Source organism: Arthrobacter sp. BI5 (genome assembly GCF_056680065.1).
Window position 1 is genome coordinate 1,149,719 of sequence record NZ_CM155264.1, and the last position, 24,105, is coordinate 1,173,823.

A 24,105-nucleotide genomic window follows, 5' to 3' on the forward strand; every position below is an offset into this window, starting at 1 on the left:
CAGCGATTTTGGGGCCTCAAGTGTACGTTCGGCCTTCAGCCAGACGGGATTGAGTTGTGCACAATTGAATTGTGCGTTACGGTTTGATGGTGGCTAAAAACATTCCCCTCGATGCACCCGCGCTTGATGCGCCCCGCCTTGACCGGCAGGTGTGCTTCGCCATGTATTCGGCCTCCCGGGCCGCCACCGCCGCATACCGGCCCATGCTGGACGAACTTGGACTGACGTACCCGCAATACCTCGTGATGATGGTGCTCTGGGAAAACCAGCCCCGCAGCGTCCGCGAACTAGGCGAGGAGCTCGGCCTGGACTCCGGGACGCTCTCGCCGCTGCTGAAGCGGCTTGAGACCCTGGGACTAGTGGAACGACGGCGGTCTGCCGCGGATGAGCGGCGCGTGGAGGTATTTCTCACCGAGGACGGCGCCGCCCTGAGCGCCCGCGCCACCGGCATCCCGCAGCGGCTCGCCGAAGCCGCCGGCCTCTCCACCGCGGAACTCGACCGGCTCCGCGAAACCCTGGGCCGGCTCACCGACGCACTCCAGGCCGGCCGCTGAGCGCCGCCCGCTCCCTAAAAACCTCCCTGACTTCCCAACAGATCGGAACCGAAATGAAGACTCTCTATACGGCCGAGGCGCTGGCCTCCGGCGAAGGGCGCGACGGCAACGCGCAGACGTCCGACGGCAAACTCAGCGTCACCCTGGCCAGCCCGGTGGAATTGGGCGGCAGCGGCGAAGGGACCAACCCGGAGCAGCTGTTCGCCGCCGGCTACGCGGCGTGCTTCCACTCGGCGCTGCGGCTGGTGGGACGCCAGCAAAAGGCCGACCTGACGGATTCCGCCGTCGCCGCCAAGATCCACTTTGGTGCGCTGGCGGAAGGATCCGGCTACGGCCTCGCCGCCGAACTCGAAATTGCCTTGCCCGCCGTGGACCGGCAGACCGCCGAGTCGCTTGTGGCCAAGGCCCACCAGATTTGCCCGTACTCCAATGCCACCCGTGGCAACATCACCGTAGACATCAAGATCCTGGAGGTCGCCGCATGAGCACCGAAACCACCACCCTCCCCACCGTCACCCGCGAGATCCAGCTGGCGTCCCGCCCGCACGGCAGGCCCGTGCCGGACAACTTCCGCCTCGCCGAATCGGCCCTGCCGGAGCTGCAGGACGGCCAGGTCCTCGTCCGCAACCTGTTCATCTCGGTGGACCCGTACATGCGCGGCCGGATGAACGACGTGAAGTCCTACTCGGCCCCGTTCGCGCTGGACGCGGCCATGGAGGGTGGCGCCGTCGGTGAGGTGATCGCCTCCCGCTCGGCCGACCGCGCCGTGGGGGAAACCGTCGTGCACAGCATGGGCTGGCGCGAATACGCGGTGCTGGACGCCGGCGCGACGTCGCCGGCCCGCACCGATCTGGCCCCGGCGTCGGCGTTCCTCGGCGCACTGGGCATGACCGGACTGACCGCCTACGCGGGTCTGCTCAAGGTCGCCGAATTCAAGCCCGGCGAGGCCGTCTTCGTTTCCGGAGCAGCCGGCGCCGTCGGCTCCTTGGTGGGACAGATCGCCAAAGCCATGGGCGCCTCCCGCGTGATCGGCAGTGCCGGCACTCCGGAGAAGGTGGCCCGGCTGCTGGAACTGGGCTTCGACGCCGCGTTCAACTACCACGATGGTCCGGTCCGCGACCTCCTGAAGGAGGCAGCCGGAGAGAAGGGCATCGACGTCTACTTCGACAACGTCGGCGGCGAGCACCTCGAGGCTGCGCTGTCGGTGCTCAACGTCGGCGGCCGGGTGGCAATGTGCGGTGCCATCGCGCAATACAACTCCACCGAGCCGACGCCGGCGCCGCGGAACCTCATGCTGGCGATCGGCAAGCAGTTGACCCTCAAGGGATTCCTGGTCGGCGGTTACTGGCAGTACATGGGGGAGTTCGTCGAGAAGCTGTCCGGGTGGCTGGCTGACGGCACCGTCCGCTACGACGAAACCATCGTGGACGGCCTGGAAAATGCGCCGCAGGCCTTTATGGACCTGCTGGACGGGGCCAACACCGGAAAGATGCTGGTCCGCATCTGACCCTCCCGCCCTGATCAGCAGGGCGTGAACGTACACTTGGGGCCCCGATTTCTTCGGATTTCGGGGCCTCAAGTGTACGTTCGCGCAGGGGAGGGGGTACCGGTTGGTAACAAGTTCTCAACAATCCGGGAAACGGCTGTGAAGTGTGTTACTAGACGTGTTCCATGACACTAAAGTAGCTTCCATCAGTGCGCCTCGGCGCAGTGCTGCGAATCCGTCAGTGACAACAGTGTTTCGGGGGAAAACCGGAAGCAGACACTCATTGAACTTCCGTCGTAGCGCCTATCTCTTTTTCTTCCTGGAGGAACTTTGAAGAACTCACTGCGCGCAAACTTCAAGCGCGGTTCAATGGCCGGCGTCGCCACCGCAGGTGCGGCCGCCCTGCTGCTCACCGGTTGCGGGGCTGCCCCGACCGCCAGCAGCAGCGCCAGCGCCAGCGCCACCAACTACACGGGCTGCATCGTGTCCGACTCCGGTGGATTCGACGATCAGTCGTTCAACCAGTCCTCCTACGAGGGCCTGAAGAAGGCCGAAAAGGACCTGGGCATCAAGGTCAACCAGGTCGAATCGAAGACCAACAACGACTTCGAGCCGAACCTGCGCGCCATGGTCACCGCCGGCTGCGACCTGACCGTCACGGTCGGCTTCCTGCTCGGCGACGCCACCAAGGCGCAGGCCACCGCGAACCCGGACAAGCACTTCGCGATCATCGACTTCGGCTACGACAAGCCGATCGCCAACGTCAAGCCGATCATCTACGACACGGCCCAGGCCGCCTTCCTGGCCGGTTACCTCGCAGCCGGCACCACCAAGACCGGCACGGTCGCGACCTTCGGCGGCATCAAGATCCCCACCGTCACCATCTTCATGGACGGCTACGCCGACGGCGTGAAGTACTACAACGAGAAGAAGGGCAAGAACGTCAAGGTTCTTGGCTGGGACAAGGCCAAGCAGGACGGCTCCTTCACCGGTGACTTCGAGAAGCAGGACAAGGGCAAGCAGTTCACCCAGAACTTCCTGGACCAGGGCGCGGACATCGTTATGCCCGTCGCCGGTCCGGTCGGCAAGGGTGCAGGCGCCGCGCTGAAGGAAGCGAAGGCCGCCGGCAAGGACGTCAAGCTCATCTGGGTTGACTCCGACGGCTTCCTGACCGCCCCGGATTACAAGGACATCATGCTCTCCTCCGTCATGAAGCAGATGGGCGAGGCCGTTGAGACCGTTGTGAAGGAAGACAAGGACGGCAAGTTCACCAACGCGCCGTACGTCGGCACCCTCGCGAACGACGGCGTCCAGCTGGCTCCGTTCCACGACCTGGATTCCCAGGTCCCGGCCGAACTGAAGTCCGAGCTGGACCAGATCAAGAAGGACATCGCCGACGGCAAGCTGAAGGTTGAGTCCGCAGCCAGCCCGAAGGCCTAACTTCCGCCGCTAAGCGCCACGGCCCGGACGGTCCCAGACCGCACGGGCTGTGGCGCTTTTCGTTGCGGCGGCCCCGCCCGGGCCGCACCCGCAGGCACTAGGCTGGTTCTGCAGCCCCATCACCGGCATCCGGGCCGTGACCCGGACATACTTCGAGATTGGTCAGAGTTTTGAAACTTGAACTCAAGGGGATCACCAAACGCTTCGGCTCCCTGGTAGCCAACGACCACATTGACGTGGTGGTTGAACCCGGGCAGATCCACTGTCTGCTCGGCGAGAACGGCGCCGGCAAGTCGACGCTGATGAACGTCCTCTACGGGCTCTACGAACCCACCGAAGGCGAAATCCTCATCGACGACAAACCCGTCAGCTTCCGCGGACCCGGGGACGCGATGGCCGCGGGCATCGGCATGGTGCACCAGCACTTCATGCTGGTCCCGGTGTTCACGGTCGCCGAGAACGTGGCCCTGGGGGCGGAAACCACCAAAGCGGGCGGCTTCCTCAATCTCGACGACACCCGCCGGAAGATCCAGGAGATCTCCGACCGGTACGGCTTCGACGTCGACCCCGACGCCCTTATCGAGGACCTGCCGGTCGGCGTCCAGCAGCGCGTGGAAATCATCAAGGCCCTGGTCCGCGACGCCAAGGTGCTCATCCTGGACGAGCCCACCGCCGTGCTCACCCCGCAGGACACCGACGAGCTGCTGGACATCATGCGCCAGCTCAAGAGCCACGGCACCTCGATCGTGTTCATCTCGCACAAGCTCCGCGAGGTCAAGGCCGTCTCGGACACCATCACCGTGATCCGGCGCGGCAAGGTCGTCGGCACGGCCAGCCCCGCGGCCTCGACGACGGAACTCGCCTCGATGATGGTGGGCCGCGCCGTCAACCTGACCCTGGACAAGGCCCCGGCCACGCCGCAGGAAACGACGTTCCAGGTCAAGGACCTCACCGTGATCGCGCCCAGCGGCCAGCACGTTGTGGACGGCATCAGCTTCGACATCGCCCGCGGCGAGATCCTCGCCGTCGCCGGTGTCCAGGGCAACGGCCAGACCGAGCTGACCGAGGCCATCCTCGGCCTGCAGGACCGGGTCCACGGCTCCATCCTGCTCGACGGCGAGGAACTCCTGGGCCGCAGCGTCAAGGACGTGCTCAAGGCCGGAGTCGGCTTCGTGCCCGAAGACCGCTCGGTGGACGGGTTGATCGGGACGTTCTCGATCGCCGAGAACCTGATCCTGGACCGCTACGACCAGGAACCGTTCGCCAAGGGCATCAGCATGAGCCCGGCCAAGGTGCTGGAAAACGCGAAGACCAGGATCGACGAGTTTGACGTGCGCACCCCGTCCGGCTCGCTCGCCGCGGGCACCCTGTCCGGCGGCAACCAGCAGAAGGTGGTCATGGCGCGCGAGCTGTCGCGTCCGCTGCGCCTCTTCATCGCCTCCCAGCCGACCCGCGGCGTCGACGTCGGCTCCATCGAGTTCCTGCACAAACGGATCGTGGCCGAGCGCGACCACGGCACACCCGTCATGATCATCTCCACCGAACTCGACGAAGTCATCGAGTTGGCGGACCGGATCGCCGTGCTTTACAAGGGCCGGCTGGTGGGCATTGTGCCCGCCGGCACCGGACGCGACGTCCTGGGCCTCATGATGGCCGGCCTGTCGCCCGACGAGGCCCACGCCGACACCACCAAGACCCCGGCGGCCGCGGCCGCCGCCCCGGCGCCCGCCGCCCAGCCCGCGCAGGAGTCCCGCTCCGGCGCCGTAGGAGAGCACCATGACTGATACCAACCACCCCCGCCACGCGGCTGAGCCGGACCCGTTGAAAACCCCGGAAACCCCCGACGCCGAAGCGGCGTCCCCGGCGCCCGAAACCCCGGAAACCCCGGCCCCGGCAACCTCCGACGTCACGGATGCCGCCACCGCGACCTCGCTGGACACCGCCGGCGGCGCGATGCGTCCCTCCGCCGTCCCGGTCTCGGGCCAAAGCGGCACCGTCCCCGGCGGCCCCGACTCCCTCCTGCGGAAGATCTTCACCGGCAGCGGCATGGTCTCCGTGCTCGCCGTGCTGCTCGCGCTGATCCTCGGCGGCCTGCTGATCGCCAGCACGGACAAGAACGTCAGCGCCACCGCCGGCTACCTGTTCGCCCGGCCCAGCGACTTCTTCTCCGCCGTCTGGTCCGCCGCCACGCGCTCCTACGTGGCGCTCTTCCAGGGCTCCGTGTTCAACCCGCGCGGCAGCGGGGCAGCGGGGCAGTTCGCCCCGCTGATGGAAACCCTCACGATCGCCACCCCGCTGATCACCGCAGGCCTCGGCGTCGCGCTGGCGTTCCGCGCCGGCCTCTTCAACATCGGCGCGCAGGGCCAGATCATCATGGCCGGCATCCTCGCGTCCTGGGTCGGCTTCGCGCTCCACCTGCCGATGGGCCTGCACCTGCTGCTGGTCCTCGTGGCCGGCATCCTCGGCGGCGCCCTCTGGGCCGGCCTGGTCGGCTTCCTCAAGGCCCGCACCGGCGCGCACGAGGTGATCCTGACGATCATGTTCAACTACATCGCGCTGTACTTCCTGCGGTACCTGCTCAACACCCCCGCGTTCCAGCGGCCGGGCGAAACCAACCCGATTTCCCCGATCCTGGATCCCAGCGCCGTTTATCCGCAGATCCTGGGCACCCAGTACCGGCTGCACCTGGGCTTCATCCTGGCCATCGCCGCGACCGTCTTCGTCTGGTGGGTGCTGAACCGCTCCACGATCGGTTTCGAATTCCGCGCCGTCGGCGCCAACCCGAAAGCCGCGCTGACCGCCGGCATCAACGTGCCGCGCGCCACCATCCTGGTGATGGCGATCGCGGGCGCCCTGGCCGGCATGTCCGGCGTCGCCCAGGTGGCCGGCACCGAAAAGGTCCTCACCGACGGCGTCGCGGCCACCTACGGCTTTGACGCCATCACTGTTGCGCTGCTGGGACGTTCGACGCCGTGGGGCACCTTCGCGGCCGGCCTGCTGTTCGGCGCCTTCCGCGCCGGCGCCGTCCAGATGCAGATCCAGACCGGCACCCCGATCGACATCGTGCTGGTGGTCCAGTCCCTGATCGTGCTCTTCATCGCCGCCCCGCCGCTGGTCCGCGCGGTGTTTGGCCTGAACCCGCGCAAGAAGAAGGCCGCCAAGGCCGCCAAATCCGAAACGGCAGCAACCACCGGAGTAGCAGCATGAGCACAACAGCAACGTCGCCCCAGCCGGGAAAGCCGCAGCCTGCACCCCTCGAAGGGGGATCCCCGTCGCCGAAGCACCACAAGACGGCCGTGACCGCCAAACCGGTGACCTGGAAACTCCCGGTCACGCTGCTGGTGCTCGCCGTGGTCGCGTTCGTCTTCTTCGGCCTCATGGGCCCGCACCAGACCGCCAAATTCGGCATTTCCACCGGCAGTGACTTCTTCCAGCTGCCGGCCCTGGAGATTCCGGCGTTCCTGGGCGGCATCGTCCTCTCCGTGATCATGCTCGCGCTGGCCGGCTACGCCGTATTCCTCAAGACCCGCGACCACAAGGTTCCGGGCTGGGTCACGGTCGCCTTTATTGTGCTGTTCGTCGCCGCGTTCCTGATCTGGGTGGTCGGCGGGGCCCGGACCACCAGCATCTCCCTGGCCGGGCTGATCGCCGGGTCCGTGACGCTGGCCGTGCCGCTGGTGTTCGGTTCCCTCTCCGGCGTGCTCTGCGAACGCGTCGGCGTCGTGAACATCGCGATCGAAGGCCAGCTCCTGGGTGGCGCCTTCACGGCCGCGATCATCGCCACGCTGACGCACAACCCCTTCCTGGGCCTCATCGCCGCGGCGGTGGCCGGAGCGCTGGTGTCCATGATCCTGGCCCTGTTCAGCATCAAATACGTGGTCAACCAGATCATCGTCGGTGTGGTGCTCAACGTCCTGGTTTCCGGCGTCACCGGCTTCCTGTTCAGCACCGTCATGCAGGCGGACAAGGACAAGTTCAACTCCCCGGCGCACCTGGACCCGATCACCATCCCGGTGCTGGGCGACATCCCGCTGATCGGGCCGATCCTGTTCAAGCAGTCCCTGATCGGCTACCTGATGTACATCGCCGTGATTGTGGTCTGGGTGGGTCTGTTCAAGACCAAGTGGGGCCTGCGCGTTCGCGCCGTTGGCGAGCACCCGCAGGCCGCCGACACCATGGGCATCAAGGTCAACGCGACCCGGTTCTGGAACGTCACCCTCGGCGGCGCCGTCGCCGGCATCGGCGGGTCCTTCTTCACCCTGGTCGCGATTGACAGCTTCACCAAGGAGATCTCCGGCGGACGCGGCTTCATCGCCCTGGCCGCACTGATCTTCGGCCGCTGGAACCCGATCGGGGCCTTCTTCGCGGCGCTGCTGTTCGGCTTCGCGGACAACCTGCAGAGCATCGTCACCATCATCGGCACCCCGGTGCCGAGCCAGTTCATGGCGATGCTGCCCTACCTGGTGACGGTGCTCGCCGTCGCCGGCCTCGTCGGACGCTCCAGGCCGCCGGCGGCCAGCGGCATCCCGTACGTGAAGGGCTGACCGTGGCGGACAACATCACCGATCACAGTGCCCAGGCACCAACCCCGGCCTCCGGCGTCGACTGGGCAGCGCTGGAAGCCGCCGCCGTCACCGCTATGAAAAACGCCTACGCGCCGTATTCGAAGTTCGCGGTGGGGGCTGCGGCCCTCACCGCGGACGGCCGGATCGTCAGCGGCTGCAACGTCGAAAACGCCAGCTACGGCCTCACGCTGTGTGCCGAGTGCGCGCTGGTCGGCAACCTGCACATGACCGGCGGCGGCCTGCTGCGCGCCTTCTACTGCGTCGACGCGGACGGCAACGTGCTGATGCCGTGCGGACGCTGCCGGCAGTTGCTTTACGAATTCCGGGCCCCGGACATGGAACTCATGACCACACAGGGCATCAAAACGATGGACCAGGTGCTGCCCGACGCATTTGGCCCCCAACACCTGGAGGAAACCCGGTGACCCAGACCACCCACAACACCGAAGCGTTCGACGCCGTCGACATCATCCGCATCAAGCGGGACAAAGGTGTGCTCAGCGCCGCCCAGATCGACTGGACGATCGACGCCTACACCCGCGGCGCCATCGCCGATGAGCAGATGGCCGCGCTCAACATGGCCATCCTGCTCAACGGGATGGACCGGGCCGAGATTTCGCGCTGGACCGCGGCGATGATCGCCTCCGGCGAGCGGATGGACTTCTCCAGCCTGCGCCGGCCCGACGGCGGCGTGAAGGCCACCTCGGACAAGCACTCCACCGGCGGTGTGGGGGACAAGATCACGCTGCCGCTGGCCCCGCTGGTGGCCGTGTTCGGCGTAGCCGTCCCGCAGCTTTCCGGCCGGGGCCTCGGCCACACCGGCGGCACCCTGGACAAGCTTGAGTCCATCCCGGGCTGGCGCGCGGCGCTGAGCAATGAGGAAATGCTGGCGCAGCTGCAGGACGTGGGCGCCGTCATCTGCGCTGCCGGTGCGGGCCTGGCCCCGGCGGACAAGAAGCTCTACGCCCTGCGCGACGTGACCGGAACGGTGGAAGCCATCCCGCTGATCGCCTCCTCGATCATGAGCAAGAAAATCGCCGAAGGCACCGGATCGCTGGTCCTGGACGTCAAGGTGGGCAGCGGCGCCTTCATGAAGGACGAGGCCCGCGCCCGGGAGCTGGCCGAGACCATGGTGGCCCTGGGCAAGGACGCCGGGGTCAACACGGTGGCGCTGCTGACCAACATGAACACGCCGCTGGGCCTCACCGCCGGCAACGCGATCGAGGTGGAGGAATCCGTCGAGGTCCTCGCCGGCGGCGGCCCGGAAGACGTCGTCGAACTCACCGTCCGGCTGGCCGAGGAGATGCTTGCCTGCGCCGGCGTGCACGACGCCGACCCGCGCGCCGCGCTCAACGACGGCCGTGCCATGGACGTCTGGAACCGGATGATCCAGGCCCAGGGCGGCGACCCGCGCGCCAAACTCCCGGTGGCCAAGGAATCCGAGACCATCTACGCGCCGGCCGACGGCGTGCTGGTCGAGCTCGACGCCATGGCTGTAGGCGTCGCGGCTTGGCGCCTCGGCGCCGGACGTGCCCGCAAGGAGGACCAGGTCCAGGCCGGGGCCGGGGTGCGGATGCACGCCAAGCCGGGCGCCACGGTCCGTGCCGGCGAGCCACTGATGACCCTGCTGACGGACACCCCGGAGAAGTTCGAGCGGGCCAAGGAAGCATTGGAACACGCCGCCGTGATCGCCCCCGAGGGATCGCGCCCGGCGCAGCAGCTCATCATCGACCGCATCGCCTAGCGATTCCTCCCCGGTGGCGCCGCCGAGTTGCCGCGTTGCCCTGTCACTGCCTGCTTAGCAGCCACAAGTGGCAGGGCAACGGACTGCAGCCGGGCGTGGGGGCCGGGCAGTACACTGGCACCACAGTATTTCCGGGAGAAACCGGGCACCGCCGTGCGTTAGGAAACCGTGCAGGCAATCAACGACTTCATCCTGGCAGCCGCGGGCCAACCCTGGGTCCTGGTCCTCGTGTTTGCCTGCTGCCTGATCGACGGCTTCTTCCCGCCCGTTCCCAGCGAATCGGTGGTGGTGGGCCTGGCCGCCGTCGCCGCCTCGGCCGATGTGCCCAACCCGCTCCTGCTGATTGCCGTGGCAGCCGCCGGCGCTTTCTCCGGGGACAACATCGCCTACCTGATCGGCCGTGCCACCGGAACCGGGCGCTGGGCGTGGATGCGCGGGTACCGGGCGCAGCGGGCGTTCCTCTGGGCCGGCAATGAGCTCCGCAAACGGCCCGCGTCACTGATCATGGTCGCCCGGTTCGTCCCGATCGGGCGGGTGGCCGTCAACCTGACCGCCGGCGCCACCGGCTACCCGCACTCCCGGTTTGTTGGCCTGACGGTACTGTCCGCGGTGCTGTGGGCCGGCTATTCGGTGGGCATCGGCCTGTTCTTCGGGCAATGGTTCGAAGAGAACCACCTGCTGGGTGCCACCATCGCGATCATCTGCGCGGTCATCCTCGGCATAGCCGTCGACGTCGTCCTTGGCCGGTTGCGCGGCAGGGGCCCGGGGGAGCCGCTTGCGCAGAACCAGGACCGGGGCCAGGACCGGGCCGCGCCGCCGGCGGACGGCTAAGACCCGCGGACCGCCCGCGCCTGAACCGCCCGCGCCGCCACCAGATTCATGGTGCCGTGCGCGTAGCGCAAGATGCCCCGCCCGTGGGACACTTAGGTGCGATTCACGTCACGTCTGTGCCGTGTGCGCTTCGCCGCAAGTCCTGTCCGTCCCGGGTACGTCCCCATCAGTTTTCTAGGAGCACAGCCCGCGTGGAGTTCATTAATGAGGCCGTGCTCCATGCAGCGGGCCAGTGGTGGATCTATCCGCTCCTGCTGGTGTTTTTCTTCGTCGACGGCTTCGCCATGGTGGTCCCCAGCGAGACGTTGATTGTGGCCCTCGCCGCGTACTCCCGGCACAGCGGCCAGCCCAACCTCTGGATCCTCGGTCTGACCGCGCTGATCGGCGCCATCGCCGGCGACAACATGGCCTACCTGCTGGGCAGCAAGATCGGCATCGAACGGTTCCGCTGGATGCGCAAACCCAAGGTCCAGCGGGTCTTCGCCTGGGCCCGCTATGAACTGGAAAAGCGCGGCGCCGTCCTGATCTTCACGGCCCGCTACATCCCTTGGGGCCGGGTGGCCGTCAACTACGTCGCGGGCACCACGGGCTTCCCGCACCGCAGGTTTTTCCTGCTGGACGCGTTCGCCTGCGTCACCTGGGTCCTCTACTCGATCGGGATCGGCCTCCTCGCCAGTTCCTTCCCCTGGCTGCACCACAACCCGCTCCTGAGCGCCGGGATCGCCGTCGTCTTCGCGATCGTCCTCGGCATCGCCGTCGACCACCTGCTGCGCTGGTGGCACAAGCGCCTCGGCCGGCACGACGAGCCGGGGGACTCCGAGCCGGCGAAGGAGTCCGCGGCGGAGCCCGCCGCGGTTTCCGGGCCCGAGTCCGTGCTGACCGCCCGGTCCGCGGAGGCCGGCCCCGCCGGCAAGTAGCGCGGGGCGCCGTCCGACCCTATGGTTGGAACGTGACTGAGACTATTCTTGACGCTGCCCCTGACCTCGAATTCGACCTGAAGGGCCTTCCCAAGGTTTCCCTTCACGACCACCTGGACGGCGGACTGCGTCCGGCCACCATCATTGAACTTGCCGAAGCTGTCGGCCACACGCTGCCCTCCACAGACCCGGTGGCGCTGGGGGAGTGGTTCCGCGAATCCGCAGACTCCGGTTCGCTGGTCCGCTACCTCGAAACGTTCGACCACACCATCGCCGTCATGCAGACCAAGGAAGGCCTGTTCCGCGTAGCCAAGGAATTTGTCGAGGACCTCGCGGACGACGGCGTCGTCTACGGCGAGGTGCGCTGGGCCCCGGAACAGCACCTGCAGCAGGGCCTGTCCCTGGACGACGCCGTTGAGGCCGTCCAGGCCGGCCTCGATGCCGGCGTCGACGCCGTAGCCGAGACCGGCCGCGAGATCCAGGTCGGCCAGCTGATCACCGCCATGCGCCACGCCGACCGCGGCCAGGAAATCGCCGAACTCGCCGTCCGCCACCGCTACAAGGGCGCCGTCGGCTTCGACATCGCCGGCGCCGAGGACGGCTTCCTGCCGTCCCGCTTCAAGGACGCCTTCACCTACCTGGCCCAGCACAACTTCCCGGCCACCATCCACGCCGGCGAGGCCGCCGGGCTGGAGAGCATCCAGTCCGCACTCGTTGACGGCCGGGCCCTGCGCCTGGGCCACGGCGTGCGGATCGCCGAAGACGTCACCGTCGAATTCGAGGATGCGGACGCGGCCGGTGCCGCCGACACCGCCGCCGCTGACTCGGACAGCGACGAAGTCGACGACAACATCGGCCTCGTGACCCTGGGCGAGCTCGCCAGCTGGGTCCGGGACCGCGGCATCGCGCTGGAAATCTGCCCCTCCTCCAACCTGCAGACCGGCGCCATCGCCGGCTTCGGCGAGGGCATCGACAGCCACCCGGTGGACATGCTCTACCAGCTGGGCTTCAACGTCACGATCAACACGGACAACCGGCTGATGAGCGGTGTGACCCTCACCGACGAGTTCGAACTGCTCGTGGAGACCTTCGATTACGACCTGGACGACCTGCTCGAGCTGACGTTGAACGCCGCCGAAGCCGCGTTCCTGCCGCTGGAGGAGAAGGAAGCCCTGGTCGAATACATCAATGAGGCCTACGCCGACCTTGGCTAAGGACGCCAACGCAGTGGGCGGGCAGCTCGGGGATTTGTTGCAGACCATCGCCGAGCTGCGCGCCCACTGCCCCTGGATGGGTGCACTCACCCACGAATCCCTCGTGGAATACCTCCTCGAGGAGGCCCATGAGGTGGCCGAGACCATCGAGGCCGACGGCGGCGACGCCGAACTGCAGGCTGAACTCGGTGACGTCCTGCTGCAGGTGGTGCTGCACGCCCGGCTCGCCGAGGAGCGCGGAGCCTTCACCTTTGACGACGTTGCGCGCGGCCTGCGGGACAAGATGATCCGGCGCAACCCGCACGTTTTCCGCCCCGACGGCACCCTGCAGGACTCCTTCCCGGCCACGGTGCAGGAGATCGTGCTGAAATGGGACGCCGTCAAGCAGGCCGAGAAGCCCGAACGGGGCCACGCCTTCGACGGGGTCCCGGCCGCGCTGCCGGCCCTGGCCCGGGCGCAGAAGCTGCTGGACCGGGCTGAACGCGCCGGACTTCCGGCAGGACCGGAGGCGGCCCCGGCCCCCGTCGGCGTCGGCACCGGGCCCCCCGCGACCGCCGTCGGCACCCCCGCCCCGGCCGCCGTCGGCGGTGCCCCGGCAACCCCGGCCCCGGCGACCGAGGAGGAGCTCGGTGAGCTGCTGTTCGGCATTGTCGCCGCGGCCCGGGGCAACGGACTCGACGCCGAACGCGCGCTGCGCGGCGCCAACCGCCGCTTCCAGGACACCCGGCCCGGCGGCGCCGGCGCCGCAGCGCCGCGTCCGGGGACTGGATAGCTTTCCGTAACTTAGCCCACTCTCGACTAGGCTAGGGGCGACGAGGACGTCGGTTTCCAGCTTGATCCACCGCTAGATTTCCAGCAGTCAGATTCCCAGCAGATCGCTTCACCCAAAGGAGCATATTCATGGCGCTTATCGATGCCATCCACGCCCGCGAGATCCTCGATTCCCGTGGCAACCCGACCGTAGAAGTTGAAGTCCTGCTCTCCGACGGCCAGATCGGCCGCGCAGCAGTTCCCTCCGGCGCCTCCACCGGCGAACACGAGGCCGTTGAACTCCGCGACGGAGACAAGGGCCGCTACCTCGGCAAGGGCGTCCAGAAGGCCGTTGACGCGGTCATCGACCAGATCGCCCCCGCCCTGATCGGCTTCGACGCCACCGACCAGCGCAGCATCGACCAGGCCATGATCGACCTGGACGGCACCGCCAACAAGGGCAAGCTGGGCGCCAACGCGATCCTCGGTGTCTCCCTGGCCGTCGCCAACGCCGCGGCCGCCTCGGCCGACCTGCCGCTCTACAAGTACCTGGGCGGCCCCAACGCGCACGTCCTGCCGGTGCCGCTGATGAACATTCTCAACGGCGGCTCGCACGCCGACTCCGACGTGGACATCCAGGAATTCATGGTTGTCCCGCTCGGCGCCGAAACTTTCTCTGAGGGCCTGCGCTGGGGCGTCGAGGTCTACCACGCGCTCAAGGCGGTGCTGCAGTCCAAGGGCCTGGCCACCGGCCTCGGCGACGAGGGCGGCTTCGCCCCGAACCTGCCGTCCAACCGGGCCGCCCTGGACCTGATCCAGGAAGCCATCAAGAACGCCGGCTACACCCCGGGCAAGGACATCGCCCTGGCCCTGGACGTCGCCTCCTCCGAGTTCTTCAAGGACGGCGCCTACCAGTTCGAGGGCAAGACCCTCAGCTCCGCCGAGATGAGCGCCTACTACGCCGAGCTGGTCGCCGACTACCCGCTGGTCTCTATCGAGGACCCGCTGGACGAGAACGACTGGGACGGCTGGAAGACCCTCACCGACTCGATCGGGGACAAGGTCCAGATCGTCGGCGATGACCTGTTCGTCACGAACCCGGAGCGCCTGCAGACCGGCATTGACTCCAAGACCGCCAACTCGCTGCTGGTCAAGGTCAACCAGATCGGTTCACTGACGGAAACGCTCGACGCCGTGTCCCTCGCCCAGCGCGCGGGTTACACGACCATCACCTCGCACCGCTCCGGCGAAACCGAGGACACCACGATTGCTGACATCGCGGTGGCCACCAACGCCGGCCAGATCAAGACCGGCGCCCCGGCACGCTCGGAGCGCGTCGCGAAGTACAACCAGCTGCTGCGCATCGAAGAGGAACTCGACGACGCCGCACGCTACGCCGGACGCAGCGCGTTCCCGCGTTTCAAGGGCTAGTACCCGCAAAAACCAGGAACCGGTGGCTATGGTGGAAAGACCATGGCCACCGGTTCTGTTTTGGCCGGTTCGTTTTGGCCGGTTCTTTTTGGCCAGTTGTAAGGAGTGACATGGCAACCCGCCGTCCCAAGGTTCCCCGGGCCGCCGCTGCGGCCCCAAAGTCGGCGGCCACCGGCCGGGGGGAAGCCGGCGGCGACGTCATCCGGGCGGACTTCGGCGGTCCGCGGCACGGCACCGGCCCGGCCGCCAACCACGACGCCGGACGGCCGGTCAGCCACGACGCCGGGCGGCCTGCTGCCGAAGCGGCGGACGCCGGGACGCGCGGCCCGGCCCAGGGGGCGGCCCCGGCGGCCAGGACAAGCGCCGGCAGCGGCACCCCCGCCAGGCCCGCGGCGAAGCCGTCCGCCGGCAGCGCCGGACCGGCCAAGGGGCCCTCTAAGGGGGCGGTCGCTAAACCCGGCCAGTCCGCGGAGTCCGACGGTCTGGACCCCGTTCCGGCCAAGGCCTTCTCCGGCCGGCTGCTGGCCCTCGGCGTTGTGATGATTGCCATCACCATCATGCTCGCCCCCACGGTCCGGATCTTCCTCGAAAAACGCGCCGAAATAGCGGCGCTGGAAGCGGACATCTCGGCCAAGCAGGCGAAGCAGACGGACCTCAAACGCCAGGTCTCGCGCTGGCAGGACCCGAACTACGTGAAGCAACAGGCCCGTGACCGCATTAACATGGTTATGCCCGGCGAAACCGGCTACTGGGTGTACGGCAGCGATCTGCCTGCCGCGACCTCCGGTGCCGGCGCCGCAGCAGGAGCAGCCACAGACCCGGCCAATCTGCCGTGGGTGGATTCCCTCTGGGAGTCCATCCGGCGTTCGGCAACAGACTAGGAGCGGCGCCCGCCGCCGGATTACCGCCACCCGGTGATTCCAACAGGGCAGGAAGGTGCCGCGCCAGTGGACCAGAACCGAGTGGACCATTCCCCGGCAGCAGGGAACCCCAACGACGCGACCGCCGTGGACCCGGCCCCGGTGCCGGCCGAGTCCCGCCAGCCGTCAGCCCGCGACCTCGACGTGCTCAGCCGCCAGCTCGGGCGTCCGGTGCGCGACGTCGTCGAAATCCCCGCCCGTTGCGTCTGCGGCAACCCGATGGTTGCGGCGACCTCGCCGCGGCTCAGCAACGGCACCCCGTTCCCTACCACCTTCTACCTGACCCACCCGGTGATCACCTCGGCCGTGTCCAGGCTCGAGGCGGCCGGGCTGATGAACGAGATGAACGAACGGCTCGGAGCCGACGGTGCCCTGGCCGCGGATTACCGGGCCGCGCACGAAGCGTACCTGCGCTCCCGTGACGAAATCGGCGCCCGGTCCGGCATCGGTGCCGTCCCCGAGATCGACGGTATCTCCGCCGGCGGCATGCCCACCCGCGTTAAATGCCTGCATGTCCTGGTGGGGCATGCGCTGGCGGCCGGCCCAGGAGTCAACCCGCTCGGTGACGAGGCGATCGCGGCCATCAGCGCGTGGTGGACCCGCGGCCGCTGCTACTGCGACGGCGCGTGGGACACCGGCGGCGAGGCCCCCTCGCGGGACCTGAGCCGCCACGGCCCGCAGGGCTTGCCGGAAATCGTCGGGCGGCCGGCCCCGGTCCGGAAGTCCCGCGCGGCTGACGCCGCCCACGATGGCACCGGAGCGGCCCAGTGACGCGCGTGGCCGCGATCGACTGCGGCACCAACTCCATCCGCCTGCTCATCGCCGATGTCGGCGCCGCCGGCGGCACCTCACCGAAGCTGACCGACGTCGTCCGTGAGATGCGCGTGGTCAGGCTCGGGCAGGGCGTCGACGCCACCGGCGAATTCGCCCAGGAGGCGCTGGACCGCACCCTCGAGGCCACCGCCGACTACGCGGAGCTGATCCGCCGCCACGGCGCCGGGAAGGTCCGCTTTGTGGCCACCTCCGCCACCCGGGACGCCCGCAACCGGCAGGTCTTCATCGACGGCGTCCGGGAACTGCTCGGCGTCGAACCCGAGGTGATCAGCGGTGACGAGGAGGCCGCGCTCTCCTTCGCCGGTGCCAGCAGCGTGCTGCCCTCGCGCGGCAAGGACCCGGTGCTGGTGGTGGACCTGGGCGGCGGCAGCACCGAGTTCGTGCTGGGCGACGCCGACGGCGTCATCGTCGCCAAGTCCGTCGACGTCGGGTGCGTCCGGATGACCGAACGGCACCTGCAGGCAGACCCGCCCACGGCGGAACAGATCGCCGCCGCTGAGTCCGACGTCGACGCGGCGATCAGCCATGCCGCGCTGACCGTACCGCTCGACCGCGCCACCGCCGTGATCGGCGTCGCGGGATCCGTTACCACCATCACAGCGCATGCCCTGAAGCTGGCCGAGTACTCGGCCGCGGCCATCCACGGCACGGAACTGGACCTGGATACCGCCCGGGATGCCTGCACCTCGCTGCTGAACATGACCCGGGAGGACCGGGCCGCCCTGCCCTACATGCATCCCGGCCGGGTGGACGTGATCGGGGCCGGCGGCCTCGTCTGGCGCCGCGTACTCGAACGCATGGCGGACGTCACAGACGGCCGCATCACCACGGCCATCACCAGCGAACACGATATTCTTGACGGGATTGCCCTGAGCATCAGCTAGCCCCGCGCCCGTACCGGCACCGCCCAGCAGGGGTGGCCCCGGCGCCGGGCAGCCCCCGCCGACTGCCGCGCCCGACTCCGCGGCGCCCGCAGACATACCGCCGATTGGACCCGAATGACCAGAGCAACAGCCCGGCACCGCCGGACCGCCTCGGCGTTGATGGCCCTGGCACTTGCCGGCGGCAGCGTCGCCGGCACCCTGACGGCGGCCCCGCCGGCCCACGCGGACTCCACGCGGGACAAGGAATACTGGCTGGCAGGGTCCGGAATCAAGAAAGCCTGGGAAGTGTCCAAGGGCGCCAACGTCAAGGTCGCCGTGATTGACAGCGGCGTGGACGGCAAACACCCGGACCTCAAGGGCGTGTTGTCCGGGGGAACGGACGTGTCCGGCGCCGGGGGCGCCGACGGCCTCAAGAGCATCGGCGCCAAGCCCGAACACGGCACCCTCGTCGCGACCATGCTTGCCGGCCGCGGCCACCAGCCCAAAAAGTCCACGGCCAGCCCCAGCCCGTCGGCCTCCACCGGCGTCGGCCCGGACGGGATCGTGGGCGTGGCCCCCGAGGCCCAGATCCTCTCCGTCTCCACCTGGCTGGGATCGGCCAACCCCGGGGGAAAGAGCGACCAGGACCAGATCCCCGAGGCGGTCCGCTGGGCGGTCGACAACGGCGCCCAGGTCATCAACATCTCCCTCGGCAGCACCTCGCCGGAGTGGCCGCAAAGCTGGGATGCCGCCTTCCTGTACGCCGAACAGAAAGACGTCGTGATTGTCTGCGCCGCCGGCAACCGGGTGGGCGGCAACATCCAGGTCGGCGCCCCGGCCACCATTCCCGGCGTGCTGACCGTGGCCGGCTTGAACCGCAAGGGTGTTGCCAGCATCGATTCCTCCTCGCAGGGCATCAGCATCGGCGTCGCCGCACCGGCCGAGAACCTGGTGGGCGGCATGCCCGGCGGCGGCTACGCCGAGTGGGCCGGCACCTCGGGCGCGACCCCCATCGTCGCCGGCGTCGCTGCGCTGATCCGCTCAAGGTGGCCGGAGATGTCCGCCAGCCAGGTCATCAACCGGATTGTCAGCACCGCAAAGGACGCCGGGCTGCCGGGCAAGGACCCGCTGTACGGATTTGGCGTGCTCAACGCCGAGGCAGCACTCAAGGCCGACGTCCCGGAAACCAAGGCCAACCCGCTGGGTACGATCTCCGACTGGATCCGGGTCCACCGGCGCGGCAACCCGGTGAGCTCCGCGGCCCCTGCCGCCCCCGCCCCGCCAAGTGCGGCGCCGACCCTGCCCGAACCCACCGTGCCGGTTGCGGCAGCCCCGTCGCCGGCGGACAGCGCCGTCCCGGCCATGGTGGTGCTCGGCTTCGGCGGGCTCTTCGTCTGCATCATCGCGGCGGCCGCCATCCAGCTTCGGCGCGCGCTCCGCGGGCCCGGCTCCGGCTCCGAAGCAGACCCCGGAGCAGGGCCTGAGGTTGCGCCCGGTGCAGCGCCTCAGGTTGCGCCCGGCGCAGGGCCTGAAACGGGTCCGGACGCAGCGCCCGGCAGGCCTTCCCCAAGCACGCCGGATTCCGCGGAAACCCGGGCCGCGGGGAGTTAGTGAAGTTTTTCACAAACTACGGTATTCTTGACCCATGGCATCCACCCCTCAGCTCCAGGACCGTCCCAGGGTACTCGTCGTCGGCGGCGGGTACGTCGGCCTGTACGTAGCCCTCAAACTGCAGAAAAAGATCGCGAATGCCGGTGGCATCGTCACCCTCGTTGATCCGCTGCCCTACATGACCTACCAGCCCTTCCTGCCGGAAGTGGCCGGCGGAAACATCGAGGCCCGGCACGCCGTCGTCTCGCACCGCAAGCACCTTAAGCAGACCGAACTGATCCAGGGCCGCGTCACCTCGATCGACCACGCCAACCGCACGGCCGTGGTGGCACCGGCCGACGGCGGCGAAAACTTCGAGGTCCCGTACTTTGACGTCGTGCTGGCCGCCGGCGCCATCACCCGCACGTTCCCGATCAAGGGCCTCGCGGACAAGGGCATCGGCCTCAAGACCATCGAGGAGGCCGTAGCCCTGCGCAACGGTGTCCTCGAGCGCATCGAAACCGGCTCGCTGATGACCGATCCGGTCGAGCGCGCCCGCGCCCTGACGTTCGTCGTCGTCGGCGGCGGCTTCGCCGGCATCGAGTGCATCACCGAAATGGAAGACCTGGCCCGCGCCGCGGTCAAGAACAACCCGCGCGTCAAGCAGGAGGAAGTCCGCTTCGTCCTGGTCGAGGCCATGGGCCGGATCATGCCCGAGGTTACGGCGAACCAGGCCGAGTGGGTCGTCGAGCACCTGCGCAGCCGCGGCATCGAGGTACTGCTGAACACCTCGCTGGACAACGCCGAGGGTTCCCTGAAGCTGATCAACCTGCCGGACAAGACCCCCGCGCAGGAATTCGAATCCGACACCCTGGTCTGGACTGCCGGCGTGCAGGCCAACCCGATGGTCCGCTCCACCGACTTCCCGCTCGAGCCCCGCGGCCGCGTCCGGGTCCTTCCGGACCTGCGCGTCTCCGGCGACGAGGGCATCATCGACAACGCCTGGGCCGCCGGCGACATCGCGGCCGTGCCGGACCTCACCGGCAGCGGCCTGCCGGACGGCACCTGCGTCCCCAACGCCCAGCACGCGCTGCGCCAGGCCAAGCGCCTTGCCAAGAACCTGTGGGCCTCCCGCTGGGACAAGGAGCTCAAGGACTACAAGCACAAGAACCTGGGCGCCGTCGCCGGCTTCGGCGAATGGAAGGGCGTTGCCAACATCAACCTCATCGGCCGCATCGGCCTCAAGGGCCCGCTGGCCTGGCTCGCCCACCGCGGCTACCACGGCCTGGCCATGCCGACGTTCGAGCGCAAGATCCGCGTGATCTCCGGCTGGTTCTGGGCCCTCTTCCTGGGCCGCGACACCACCCAGCTGATGGACCTGGACAACCCGCGCGGGGCCTTCGTGGCCGCAGCGACACCGGCTCCCAAGCCGGCCGCCGCACCCGCGGCACCGGCGGCGGACAAGCCCGCCGAGACGCGTGCCAAGGAAGCTGTCTCGGCCGACGCCAAGTAGCCCGCAGCAGCCCGACGACGGCGGCCGTTCCCTTCGAAGGGGAGCGGCCGCCGTCGTCGTTGGTGCCGCAGGCCACTGCTGGCCAGCGCCGCCTGGATTGCCGGGCGGATTGGCCGAGGGGCGGGCCCACCTGCCTAGACTGGGCCCATGACTCCCGCTGAAAAGGACCTGCATACCCTGCTCGCGACCATGCGGCCGGTGATCCGCGAGGGCGAGTACGTCTACGCCCTGTGGCCGCACGGCAAACCGCTGGCCGGCCACATTGCCGCCGCCGTCCGGGAAGCTGAGGGGCTGACCGTGGTGCTGCCGCGGGCCGACGCCGACGCCCTTGGCCTGAAGTACGACTTCGTGGCGGCGTGGATCACCCTGCAAGTGCATTCATCCCTGGAGGCCCTGGGGCTTACCGCGGCCGTCAGCGCCGCCCTGACCGAGGCGAAGATCAGCTGCAATGTGCTGGCCGGTTTCCACCACGACCATCTGCTCGTTCCGGTGGCCGAAGCCGAGCGGGCCCTCGAAGTTCTCCACGAATTGTCCCTGAACAGCCGCTCGGCGAACGGCGGAGGGCAGCAGCCGGCGCCACAACTGGTCCTGCGCTCTGAGCTGCCTGAGGACCGGCCGGCGCTCCTGGCACTCACCGCGGCGGCCTTCTCCATCTCGCCGGTCACGGGCCTGCCGGTTGAAGGGGAACCGGAGGAAGTGGACCTGCTGCGTCGGCTCTTCGAGTGCGGGGAGTACCTGCCGGAATTCAGCATCGTCGCTGAGCTGGACGGCGAGATCGTCGGCCACGTCATCAGCACCCGCGGCTGGGCGGATGAGCTGGAGCTGCTGGGGCTGGGCCCGATCGGGGTGCTGCCGCGGCTGCAGCGGCACGGCATTGGCTCGGCGCTGATGAAGGAAACCATCGACCGGGCCAACGCCGCGGGGGAGCGGGGCATCGCGCTGCTCGGCAGCCCCGACTACTACGCCCGCTTTGGCTTTGTGCCCTCCACCTCGCTGAACGTGCAGGCACCGGACCCTGCCTGGGGTGAGCATTTCCAGCTGCTGCCGCTCGCGCTCTGGCCCGGCGGCGTCAGCGGGGTGTTCCGCTACGCGGCGCCCTTCGACGGACCTCAGGCCGCGTCCTAGCAGCCCGCCGTCGGTATACCCCTCCGGCGGGATACCATTGACCGGGCGCCCCAGTAGCCCAATTGGCAGAGGCAGCGGACTTAAAATCCGCGTGTTGTGGGTTCGAGTCCCACCTGGGGCACTTCACAATTGCCGCATCGTGCGCCACAATTGCTGTCCTGCTGCCTTTAGCGCCCCCGGCCGGCCGTGCGTCCGACAGAGAACGCGACGGCGGACCCCCGGTTTTCGGCGGCTTGCGGGCCGGTATGGCGCTTTTCCCGCCGCCTGATTTCCCCTATGCAACGAGTGTTATAAGGATGTGACCGTAGTCACTTCTGTCCGGACGGAAATTGCATTAGCTTGAAGCTAAATCAGGAACACCTGATCTTTCGCATCAAAGGCCGTTCGCACCTTTAGATCGAGGAGATTTCTCTATGACTTCACTCCCCCAGGTGGCGCCGCGCATCGCTAAGCTCACAGCGCTTAGCCTCGGCGTCGCCCTTCTGGCTACGGCTTGTGGCGGGTCGTCCACGCCGTCGGCAACCACCGGCTCGGCATCCGCCCAGGCCGCCGGCATCGCTTGCCCGGCCCCGAGCGCAACCGGTGGCGCCACCAGCTCGGCCAGCGCGGAAGGTTCCGTGCCCGCGTCCTCGACCACCACGGACACCCCGCTCAAGATCGGCTCCCTGCTGCCGACCACCGGCTCCCTGGCCTTCCTCGGCCCGCCCGAAATCGCGGGCGTCAACCTTGGCATCAAGGAAGTCAACGACGCCGGCGGCGTCCTCGGCAAGCCCGTCCAGGTCATCCACCGCGACTCCGGTGACACCAAGACGGACATCGCCACGCAGTCCACCACTGCACTGCTGGGCCAGGGCGTCAGCGCCATCATCGGTGCCGCCTCCTCAGGCGTCTCCAAGACCGTGATCAACCAGATCACCGGCGCCGGCGTCATCCAGTTCTCACCGGCCAACACTTCACCGGACTTCACCACGTGGGACGACAAGGGCCTCTACTGGCGCACCGCCCCCTCTGACGTGCTGCAGGGCAAGGTCCTCGGCAACTACATGGCCACCTGTGGCGCCCAGACCGTTGGCATGATCGTACTGAACGACGCTTACGGCACGGGTCTTGCAAAGAACGTCAAGTCCGCAGTGGAGGCTGCCGGCGGCAAGGTTGTGGCGGAGGAGCTCTTCAACGAAGGCGACTCCCAGTTCAGCAGCCAGGTGGACAAGGTCCTCGCGGCCAAGCCGGATGCCATCGCCCTGATCACCTTCGACCAGGCCAAGAGCATCGTTCCGCTCATGACGGGCAAGGGCATCAAGCCCACCCAGATCTTCATGGTGGACGGCAACATGTCCGACTACAGCAAGGACTTCAAGGCTGGCACCCTGAAGGGCGCCCAGGGCACCATCCCGGGCACCTTCGCCAAGGATGACTTCAAGAAGAAGCTCCTCGCGATCGACCCGGCGCTCAAGGATTACAGCTACGCAGGCGAGTCCTACGACGCCGTGAACCTGATCGCGCTGGCCTCCGAAGCTGCCAAGAGCACCAAGGGCGTTGATATCGCCAAGCAGCTCAAGGCAGTCTCCGAAGGCGGCGAGAAGTGCAACAACTACGCCTCCTGCGTCACCCTGCTCCGCAACGGCAAGGACATCGACTACGACGGCCAGTCCGGCCCCGTAACGTTCTCCGACGCCGGCGACCCCACGGAAGCCTACATCGGCATCTACGAGTTCCAGGATGACAACAGCTACAAGCCCGTCAAGGAAGAATTCGGCAAGCTGTAAAGCCGCTTCCCCAGACAACCAAGAAACCCCCGTCCCTTCCGGACGGGGGTTTCTTGCGTGCGGGGGAGGTGCCACCGGAGGCCCACCGTGACGCTCAGCAGCCGTCGGACCGCCGGGTGACCGTCCGACGCCGGGAATCCAACCCGGCCCGCGGAAAGCCGCCCAAAATCCTGCGCAGCGTGACGCCGTCGGGGTCTAGCGGGGACGACGGGAGCTGAGTGTGGGGACCGGGAGGACCGGGCGACGTCGGGGCGCGGCTGCAGGTGCTGGGGGCGGCGGCACCGGATTCTCGCTACGGATTCGGACAGGGGCGCCGCGGATCCGGGGTGCGCCAGTCCGGAACCGCCGCGGAAACATGGCCCGCCGCGGATAGCGTTCGGTGAGAGTAACGCTAAGGGCGACGGAGGCAGGCGCTTGCGAAAGCGCCGTTGTTGCGTGAGGAACGAGCGCAGGCGCCGAGCAAGTGGCTGCGGAGGCGCCCGGATGGTACACGGGAGCACCGCTCACCCGCCGGGCGCGCAAAAGGGCCGCCACCGGCTGGTGACGGCCCCTCGGGACAGTG

21 protein-coding genes and 1 tRNA gene are annotated in these 24,105 nt (G+C 68.2%); all 22 read left to right on the top strand.

Annotation, left to right across the window (positions count from 1 at the left end):
* The first annotated feature begins 86 nt into the window (after positions 1-86).
* The 22 genes from AC1MED_RS05310 (at position 87) to AC1MED_RS05415 (ending at position 23,543) form a co-directional block, all read left to right on the top strand.
* Entirely contained in the window at positions 87-554 is a 468-nt protein-coding gene (locus AC1MED_RS05310) for a MarR family winged helix-turn-helix transcriptional regulator (protein ID WP_479786558.1), read from the top strand.
* A gap of 53 nt (positions 555-607) precedes the next feature.
* Complete coding sequence (locus AC1MED_RS05315; protein ID WP_346959455.1) at positions 608-1,039, top strand: organic hydroperoxide resistance protein; 432 nt, start codon at positions 608-610, stop codon at positions 1,037-1,039.
* Positions 1,036-2,061, top strand: a complete 1,026-nt coding sequence (locus tag AC1MED_RS05320) for an NADP-dependent oxidoreductase (RefSeq protein ID WP_479785843.1) — start codon at positions 1,036-1,038, stop codon at positions 2,059-2,061. Before AC1MED_RS05315 ends, AC1MED_RS05320 begins: the two co-directional genes overlap by 4 nt.
* A 309-nt stretch (positions 2,062-2,370) precedes the next feature.
* On the top strand, positions 2,371-3,480 hold the full coding sequence (locus AC1MED_RS05325; protein WP_479785844.1) for a BMP family lipoprotein: 1,110 nt from the start codon (positions 2,371-2,373) through the stop codon (positions 3,478-3,480).
* Between the two features lie 170 nt (positions 3,481-3,650).
* Positions 3,651-5,264 carry an ABC transporter ATP-binding protein gene (locus AC1MED_RS05330; RefSeq protein WP_346959457.1) on the top strand — a complete coding sequence of 538 codons (1,614 nt, stop codon included), beginning with the start codon at positions 3,651-3,653 and terminating at the stop codon, positions 5,262-5,264.
* The gene (locus AC1MED_RS05335) at positions 5,257-6,687 is read left to right on the top strand and encodes an ABC transporter permease (RefSeq protein ID WP_479785845.1); all 1,431 of its coding nucleotides are present in this window, start codon (positions 5,257-5,259) and stop codon (positions 6,685-6,687) included. The genes AC1MED_RS05330 and AC1MED_RS05335 overlap by 8 nt, the downstream gene beginning before the upstream one ends.
* On the top strand, positions 6,684-8,024 hold the full coding sequence (locus AC1MED_RS05340; protein WP_479785847.1) for an ABC transporter permease: 1,341 nt from the start codon (positions 6,684-6,686) through the stop codon (positions 8,022-8,024). Before AC1MED_RS05335 ends, AC1MED_RS05340 begins: the two co-directional genes overlap by 4 nt.
* A gap of 95 nt (positions 8,025-8,119) precedes the next feature.
* Positions 8,120-8,470: a cytidine deaminase gene (locus tag AC1MED_RS05345; protein ID WP_479786560.1), complete on the top strand. Its 351-nt coding sequence runs from the start codon at positions 8,120-8,122 to the stop codon at positions 8,468-8,470.
* Positions 8,467-9,789 (top strand): thymidine phosphorylase, encoded by a 1,323-nt coding sequence (locus tag AC1MED_RS05350; protein WP_346959461.1) that lies wholly within the window; start codon positions 8,467-8,469, stop codon positions 9,787-9,789. The genes AC1MED_RS05345 and AC1MED_RS05350 overlap by 4 nt, the downstream gene beginning before the upstream one ends.
* 168 nt (positions 9,790-9,957) lie before the next feature.
* Positions 9,958-10,620, top strand: a complete 663-nt coding sequence (locus AC1MED_RS05355; RefSeq protein WP_479785848.1) for a DedA family protein — start codon at positions 9,958-9,960, stop codon at positions 10,618-10,620.
* Positions 10,621-10,811: 191 nt separating this feature from the next.
* Complete coding sequence (locus tag AC1MED_RS05360) at positions 10,812-11,537, top strand: DedA family protein (protein ID WP_479785849.1); 726 nt, start codon at positions 10,812-10,814, stop codon at positions 11,535-11,537.
* A 32-nt stretch (positions 11,538-11,569) separates the two neighbouring features.
* Positions 11,570-12,751: an adenosine deaminase gene (locus AC1MED_RS05365; RefSeq protein ID WP_479785850.1), complete on the top strand. Its 1,182-nt coding sequence runs from the start codon at positions 11,570-11,572 to the stop codon at positions 12,749-12,751.
* 76 nt (positions 12,752-12,827) lie between these two features.
* Positions 12,828-13,523 carry a MazG nucleotide pyrophosphohydrolase domain-containing protein gene (locus tag AC1MED_RS05370; RefSeq protein WP_479786561.1) on the top strand — a complete coding sequence of 232 codons (696 nt, stop codon included), beginning with the start codon at positions 12,828-12,830 and terminating at the stop codon, positions 13,521-13,523.
* Between the two features lie 128 nt (positions 13,524-13,651).
* Positions 13,652-14,932, top strand: a complete 1,281-nt coding sequence (eno, locus tag AC1MED_RS05375; RefSeq protein ID WP_479785851.1) for a phosphopyruvate hydratase — start codon at positions 13,652-13,654, stop codon at positions 14,930-14,932.
* Between the two features lie 110 nt (positions 14,933-15,042).
* A complete protein-coding gene (locus tag AC1MED_RS05380; RefSeq protein WP_479785852.1) occupies positions 15,043-15,813 on the top strand; it encodes an FtsB family cell division protein in 771 nt (256 codons plus the stop codon).
* 126 nt (positions 15,814-15,939) lie between these two features.
* The gene (locus AC1MED_RS05385) at positions 15,940-16,623 is read left to right on the top strand and encodes a DUF501 domain-containing protein (RefSeq protein ID WP_479786562.1); all 684 of its coding nucleotides are present in this window, start codon (positions 15,940-15,942) and stop codon (positions 16,621-16,623) included.
* Complete coding sequence (locus tag AC1MED_RS05390; RefSeq protein WP_479785853.1) at positions 16,620-17,570, top strand: Ppx/GppA phosphatase family protein; 951 nt, start codon at positions 16,620-16,622, stop codon at positions 17,568-17,570. The genes AC1MED_RS05385 and AC1MED_RS05390 overlap by 4 nt, the downstream gene beginning before the upstream one ends.
* Positions 17,571-17,684: 114 nt before the next feature.
* A complete protein-coding gene (locus AC1MED_RS05395) occupies positions 17,685-19,160 on the top strand; it encodes a S8 family serine peptidase (protein ID WP_479785854.1) in 1,476 nt (491 codons plus the stop codon).
* A gap of 34 nt (positions 19,161-19,194) precedes the next feature.
* Positions 19,195-20,652: an NAD(P)/FAD-dependent oxidoreductase gene (locus tag AC1MED_RS05400; protein WP_479785856.1), complete on the top strand. Its 1,458-nt coding sequence runs from the start codon at positions 19,195-19,197 to the stop codon at positions 20,650-20,652.
* 147 nt (positions 20,653-20,799) lie between these two features.
* Entirely contained in the window at positions 20,800-21,777 is a 978-nt protein-coding gene (locus AC1MED_RS05405; protein ID WP_479785857.1) for an N-acetyltransferase, read from the top strand.
* A 47-nt stretch (positions 21,778-21,824) separates the two neighbouring features.
* Positions 21,825-21,898 (top strand) — tRNA-Leu (locus tag AC1MED_RS05410).
* A gap of 292 nt (positions 21,899-22,190) precedes the next feature.
* Complete coding sequence (locus AC1MED_RS05415; protein WP_346959471.1) at positions 22,191-23,543, top strand: ABC transporter substrate-binding protein; 1,353 nt, start codon at positions 22,191-22,193, stop codon at positions 23,541-23,543.
* The last annotated feature ends 562 nt before the right edge of the window (positions 23,544-24,105 follow it).